Annotated in this window: 6 protein-coding genes; 5 read left to right on the top strand and 1 reads right to left on the bottom strand. The window is 69.9% G+C overall.

The genetic code is table 11. The features are described from left to right. Together AOK18_RS33605 and AOK18_RS13620 are read left to right on the top strand one after the other, a co-directional pair. Positions 1–241 (top strand): hypothetical protein (locus tag AOK18_RS33605; RefSeq protein WP_206281540.1); only part of this gene is annotated, 241 nt, incomplete at its 5' end. After that, positions 232–876 carry a hypothetical protein gene (locus tag AOK18_RS13620; protein WP_157865088.1) on the top strand — a complete coding sequence of 215 codons (645 nt, stop codon included), beginning with the start codon at positions 232–234 and terminating at the stop codon, positions 874–876. The genes AOK18_RS33605 and AOK18_RS13620, both read left to right, overlap by 10 nt. Positions 877–952: 76 nt before the next feature. On the opposite strand, the gene AOK18_RS13615 is transcribed toward AOK18_RS13620, so the two are convergent. Further along, positions 953–1,267, bottom strand: a complete 315-nt coding sequence (locus tag AOK18_RS13615; RefSeq protein ID WP_055694520.1) for a hypothetical protein — start codon at positions 1,265–1,267, stop codon at positions 953–955. 573 nt (positions 1,268–1,840) lie between these two features. Between AOK18_RS13615 and AOK18_RS13610 the strand changes: the two genes are divergently transcribed. The 3 genes from AOK18_RS13610 to AOK18_RS13605 all read left to right on the top strand — a co-directional run bounded on the left by AOK18_RS13610 (position 1,841) and on the right by AOK18_RS13605 (position 5,648). Then, positions 1,841–5,188 carry an RHS repeat-associated core domain-containing protein gene (locus tag AOK18_RS13610; protein ID WP_478078841.1) on the top strand — a complete coding sequence of 1,116 codons (3,348 nt, stop codon included), beginning with the start codon at positions 1,841–1,843 and terminating at the stop codon, positions 5,186–5,188. Positions 5,189–5,216: 28 nt separating this feature from the next. Next, positions 5,217–5,360, top strand: a complete 144-nt coding sequence (locus AOK18_RS33010; RefSeq protein ID WP_139058384.1) for a DUF3422 domain-containing protein — start codon at positions 5,217–5,219, stop codon at positions 5,358–5,360. A gap of 93 nt (positions 5,361–5,453) precedes the next feature. After that, complete coding sequence (locus AOK18_RS13605) at positions 5,454–5,648, top strand: hypothetical protein (protein WP_055572668.1); 195 nt, start codon at positions 5,454–5,456, stop codon at positions 5,646–5,648. Positions 5,649–6,085 lie beyond the last annotated feature (437 nt).

The following is a 6,085-nucleotide window of genomic DNA, read 5'->3' as shown; positions in this document are numbered from 1 at the left end:
CCCGGCCGTCACCGGACTCGGACGGGCGGCCTCTCCGCCCGCCCATTCCGGAAAGATCACCCCATTCGGACCGGCCGCCCGCGCAATGCGGTCGACCGGCATGTTTTTCTGCCCGGACGTCGAACCGTTCCGGCGCCCGCCGCGTCTCCACGCCCGATGCGGCATCGCGATCGAAGTCGTCTCGGGATGCCTTCCGGATGTACCGGTCCTTTACGGAAAAGAGCTGCTGAAATGGTGTTAACAGGTCATGGGAGAAGGACCGCCGACTGGCTCGTCGGGGGCGCGCTGGTGATGGCGCTCGCGGGTGTCACGGGATGCTCGGGCGACACGGACTCCGCCGCGGACAAGAAGCCCGCCGCCGGCAGTTCGGCGCCGGCCGGCTCGGGCGAGCCGGAGAAGGGCGAGCAGGAGAGCGGTGCGCCGGCGCCGCGGTCCTCGGCCGCCGACCAGGCCACCGCCGAAGGGGCGGTCGCCGCGTGGGTCGCCGCGGTCATCAAGGGAGACGCCGAGGAAGCGTGCCTGCTGATGGGGGAGGCGGCCACCGGCGCGTCGCCCGCGAAGGCCGGCAGCCCCTCGACGTGCGGCAGCGACGCGCCCCGGGCGAAGCAGATGGAGAAGGCCGTCGGGAGCTTCCGTGAGTCGTTCACACCCGAACCGCCCACGGACGACCCGAAGGTGGAAGCCGCTCAGGTCCCGGCCACCGGTGACGAAGTGGTGATCCCCGCCGACAGGATCACCGTCGACGGGAAGACCCTCGAAGAGGTCATCCTGTCCAACTCCACCGGCGTGAGCCGGGAGGACCTGAACGTCAACGTGGAGGCCGGCAAGATCGAGGACGCCTGGTACGTCACCAACCTCGACTTCGACATCGGCTGAGCGCGCAGCGGTGCGACGTCGGCCCCCGGGCCGTGCCCGAGGGCGTGACCCGGGGGCCGACGTCGCACCGCAGGCCCTACGCGGCCCGGCCCCAGTGCTCCCTGGACTCGTCCTCCTCCGGCGGGAACTGCGCGGCCTTCTCGCGGGCGCGCAGGCCGGCCCAGGCGAGGAGGGACACGCCGGTGAGGTACCAGGGGACCGGCCACAGGACGGGCCACCAGCGAGCGGACGGTTCGAGGAGGAGGTCGGCGGCGGCCGAGGCCATGCCCGCGGCGAGGCTCCAGCACAGCAGGCGGCCGGCGTACCGGACGGCGCGGGTGAGCCGTTCCGGGCCGGTACGGCAGCGCGGGCGGGAACGGCGGGTGGGCAGGGACCTGCCCGGTTCGCTCATCGCGGAAGGATCCTTCACGGGCGTGGCGGGAACGCGGCCGGACCGGCCGGACGCGATCAGTGTGCAGGCCATGGAGCGGCGTCCACAGGAACGTCACGGAGCGCACACACCCTCTGAGACAAGTTGCCACCAGGGGTTCTTCCACGCCCACCCGCGCGCGGCCTGGGTGAGCGCTGTCCGTTGAGGTGACTTTGACGTTCGTGATCTGGCTGGAAAAGCACCGTCAGAGTCGGCAAGCGGCCCGGTCCGGGCTGTCTCGAAGATTTTCGGTCAAGGGCGCCGTGAGGAAAGGGCGCGAGACGGGCGGTTCCGCGCGCCGGTACGGCACGGCTTGCCCTCATTTTCCGGCAGGAGGCACAGGGAAGCGGCGGGGCCGATTCCGGCCCGCCTACGGAGGGAGTTCGGGGGCAGGACGTGCCGTTTTGTGTGCGTCCTGTGACAGCTTGTGGGGCGCTGGTGACCACTGGGGTTGCTGGGTCTGACTTCCTGTGGGGGAAGCTGATGCACTCGCGTGCTGGAAGCACGCCGTTTCGGCGTGCCCGGAAATCGTCGCGCTACGGACTCGTAGCCGCCCTGGCGGCCTTGTCACTGGTCGCTCCGGCGGCCCCGGTGTTCGCCGCCCCGTCGCCGTCGCCCGCGGATCCGGGGCCGACGTCGCGGTGGGGCGAGAAGACCGACTTCGAGGTGCCGCCGGTCAAGGTCGGCACGACGCGGCCGGTCCCGGGCGAGGCCGAGGCCGAACCGACGGAGGAACAGGCCGCGTGGCGGGCGGAGCAGGAGGAACGCGCCCGCACCGGTGAGAACCCGAAGGGGGCGTCCCGGTCGGCGGCGGCCGGTGCCGCACCGACGGTGTACGTGCCGGAGGACCAGGGCGCGGTGCCCTGGCACCAGATCTCGGACTTCCGGATCACCGACGCCCTGGTGGCCCGGATCAACCTCTCCACCGGCAACCTGATGCTCGCCGCCACGGACTTCGAGATCGCGGGCGTGGGCAGGACGCTGCGCCTGGCACGGACGTACAACTCCCTCGACGCGCCCTGGGGCAAGGTGTCCCAACGGTGGTGGCAGGAGTACGAACGCTACCTCCAGCTCTTCTCCGGCGAGGTCGTGCTCCACGACAGCACCGGCGCCACCGTCCGCTTCACCGAGAACGCCGGCGGCACCTTCACCACGCCCAAGGGCTACTCCAAGGACCTGAAGAGGAACGCGGACGGCACCTACACGCTGACCGACCGCAAGTCCGGCTCCAAGGACACCTACGACGAGCACGGCACGCTGACCGAGGTCACCGACAAGAACCACGGCACCCTCACGATCGACCAGCACGACGAGGGCACGGAGCACAAGGGCTTCAAGCTCACCGAGACCCGCTCCGGCCGCTGGATCGACCTGGTCAGGACGGACGCCAGTCAGTGGCAGGCCAAGGACCACACGGGCCGCACCGCCGTCTTCGACCTCAACGCGGCCGGCGACCTGGCGAAGACCACCGACACCGAGGGCAAGTCCACCGTCTTCGCCTACGACTCCTCCCGCCGCCTCACGAAGATCACCACCCCGGAGGGGCGCGTCACGGTCTTCACCTACGACGCCGAGAACCGCGTCCGCTCCATGCTGCGGGCCACCGAGTTCGACGCCGCGGCCGGGCACACCGGCCCGACGTACACCTACGCGTACTCGAACACCGACCCGTCCGCGGCCGGGACGACGACGGTCACCGACCCCGAGCAGCACGCGACGACGTACGAGCACAACGCTGACGGCGGCGTCACCAAGGTCACCGACGCGCTCGGACACCACCGCAAGCGGACGTTCGACGCCAACCACAACATCGACAGCGCCGAGGACGCGATGGGCGTGGGCGGGGGAGCGGGCAACGTCACCACGTACGGCTGGGACGCGCGCAACAACCCCACCTCGGCCGAACTGCCCACCGGTGCGACCGCGACACTGACCGGCTACCAGACCATCGCCGGCGCGGACCTGCCGAAGACGCTCACCAGCGCCGACGGCGAGAAGACCGACTACACCTACGACACCGCCGGCAACACCAGGTCCGTCGCCGTCACCGGCACCGGCGGGGGCAGGCGGACCTTCGACCGCAACCCCGCCACCCCCACCTGCGACGGCTTCGAAGGGCAGGTCTGCAAGGTCACCACCACCCTGTCGGACACCAGGTCGGTGTCCACCTCGTTCGACTACGACGCCAAGGGCAACCTGTCCAAGGTCGACCTCCCCGCCCCGCTGGGCGACACCACCTACACCTACGACGCGCTGGGCCGGCCCGAAACGGTCACCGACGGACGCGGCGTCAAGACGGTGTACGGGTACGACCACCGCGACCGGATCGTCCTGGTCTCCTCCGCCGGCACCACGGTGCGCTACCACTACGACGGCGACGGCAACCTGCGGCAGCGCGACGACGGCACGGGTGTGACCAAGTACGCGTTCGACCCGCTGTCCAGGGAAACGGTCCGCACGCTGCAGAACGGCTCGCAGACCAAGCTCACCTACACGCCCGCGGGCAACGTCGACACCTACCAGGACCCGGCCGGCGTCACCGACTACACCTGGAACGAGGTCAACAAGCTCACCGGGCTGAAGGACCCGACCGGCAGGACCACCACGTACAAGTACGACGCCAACGACTTCCGCACCACGACCACCTACCCCGGCGGCACCGTCCAGACGGTGACCCCGGACAAGTCCGGCCGCCCGGAGAAGATCAGGGCGACCTCGCCCAAGGGCACTCTGGTCGACCTCGCCTACTCCTACTCCAACGCCGGCACGGACGGCACCAAGATCCGCACCCGCACCGACGCGGTCACCGGACTGAAGACCACCTACACCTACGACGGCGCCGGCCGCTTCTCCTACGCCAAGGAGGAGAAGGGCACCACGCTCACCTCCTCCTGGCAGTACTGCTACGACCAGGCGGGCAACCTCACCAGCCAGGGTGTGGACCCCGGTTGCCCGCGCGGCACCACCTACACCGTCAACGACGCCCAGCAGATCACCGCCAAGAACGGCTCCACCGCCAACTGGTCCTACGACAAGGCCGGCAACGAGACCGCCGGCGCCTCCACCCCCGAAGGCACCCGCACGGGTGAGGAGTGGTCCGACCACAGCCAGATGACGTCGATCACCGTCGCCGGCAAGACGTACGCCGGGCAGTACGGCTCCACCGACCAGGGCGAACGGATCAAACTCGGCGACACCTTCTTCCACAACGGCCCGCTCGGGCTGTCCGCCAAGACCGCGGCCGGCGTGGACATGGGATTCAACCGGGAACCCGGGGGCACCTTGAATTCCATGACGACCGGGGGCAGTTCGTACTACTACCTCACCGACGCGCTCGGTTCCGTCGTCGCGCTCGCGGACGGGTCCGGCACCAAGGTGAACACCTACGACTACAGCCCCCGCGGCGTCCAGCGCGCCACCACCACCGAGAAGGTCCCCCAGCCCTACCGGTTCGCCGGCGGCTACCAGGACCCCACCGGCCTGTACCACTACGCGGCCCGCTACTACGACCCCCACCTCGGCCGCTTCACCCAGCCCGACCCCTCCGGCCAGGAGAAGAACCCCTACCTCTACGCCGAGGGCGACCCCGTCAACCGCATCGACCCCAGCGGACTGCTCTCCCTCGACATCAGCGGGGAGGTCTGCTACTACCTCTGCGTCGGCGGCGGCCGGGAGAAGGACGACAGCGGAAACAGCGCGTGGTCCGTGACCTTCGGTGTGGGGAGCCCCGGAGCCAGCGCCTCACTGGGCGGATCCAGCGGAGACGTCGGCCAGGGGTGGACGGGCGAGTGGTCGTGCGGAGTGGGGACCGTCAGCGTCACCGGCAACACACAGGGTGACGCGGGATTCGAGACGGGCGGCAGCACCGGTAAGTGCTCGATGAACGCAAAGTACACGTTCTAGAAGAAGAAGACCCCGAAGGAGCGCCGCCATGGTCCTCACCGTTCAACTGGCCGCGATGGAATACCTGGCCAAACCCAAAGGGCCCTCCTGGAGTCCCTTCCTGGCGGTGGGAATGGTGGTGCTCTTCGCGGTCGTCATCGTCTTCCTCCTCTCGAGGAAACGTCGCCGCTGACGCGCACGCGAGCGGGGGAGGGGCCGGGTGGGCGCACGGTCCACCCGGTCCCTCGGGCAACCGGACCACCAACCATGGACCAAGGATCGTGGTATGCAGATCTTCGTGGGCATCCTCATGTCCCTCTTCGGGATCTTCTTCTTCTTCGTGGGACCGTTGTTCGCCGAGCGCACGAACCGGACTGCGGGCGGTGGATTCTTCGATGCCTACAACCGCGTCGTCTTCAGACTGGTCGGCGGATTCTTCGCGATCGGGGGGATCCTCTACGCCGCGGGAATGTTCCGCTGATCCCCTGGCGGCGAAACGACGGCCGTGAAGCGGTTCGACCGGGTTTCCGGAAGTGGGATCAAGAAGGGCGGTCCGGGCCGGGGGAAAGGTGCCGGCGGGGAATTCCCCGCGCATCCCAGCCGGTTCAGCGCCGGCAGGGGGCACGTCCTCCACGGCCCGGCAGCGGTGCGGGCCGAGCGAGGTCAACCCGGTGAGGCCCCCAGGGGGGTGACGTCCTCCACGCCCGCGCCGGCGCCGGATCCCCGGCCGGCAGGGCGCGGTACTCGTCGAGTCGTGCGGTGGCACCGTGACGGTTCGAGAGCGTGGGAGGGGACTGGAGGGACGGGGTGTGACAACACCGCCCCCCGGCCCCGACCCCGGCTGGAAGGGGAGGGCGGGGCCGCCGGCCCGGACGGCACGACCGGGGACGGGCACCCGAGCGCGGACGGAGGCGGGAG

It is taken from the genome of Streptomyces prasinopilosus, assembly GCF_001419695.1.
In the GTDB taxonomy this organism is placed as follows: Bacteria; Actinomycetota; Actinomycetes; order Streptomycetales; family Streptomycetaceae; genus Streptomyces; species Streptomyces prasinopilosus.
Note: the sequence above shows the minus strand (reverse complement) of the source record. Positions and strands in the feature narration are given on the sequence as shown.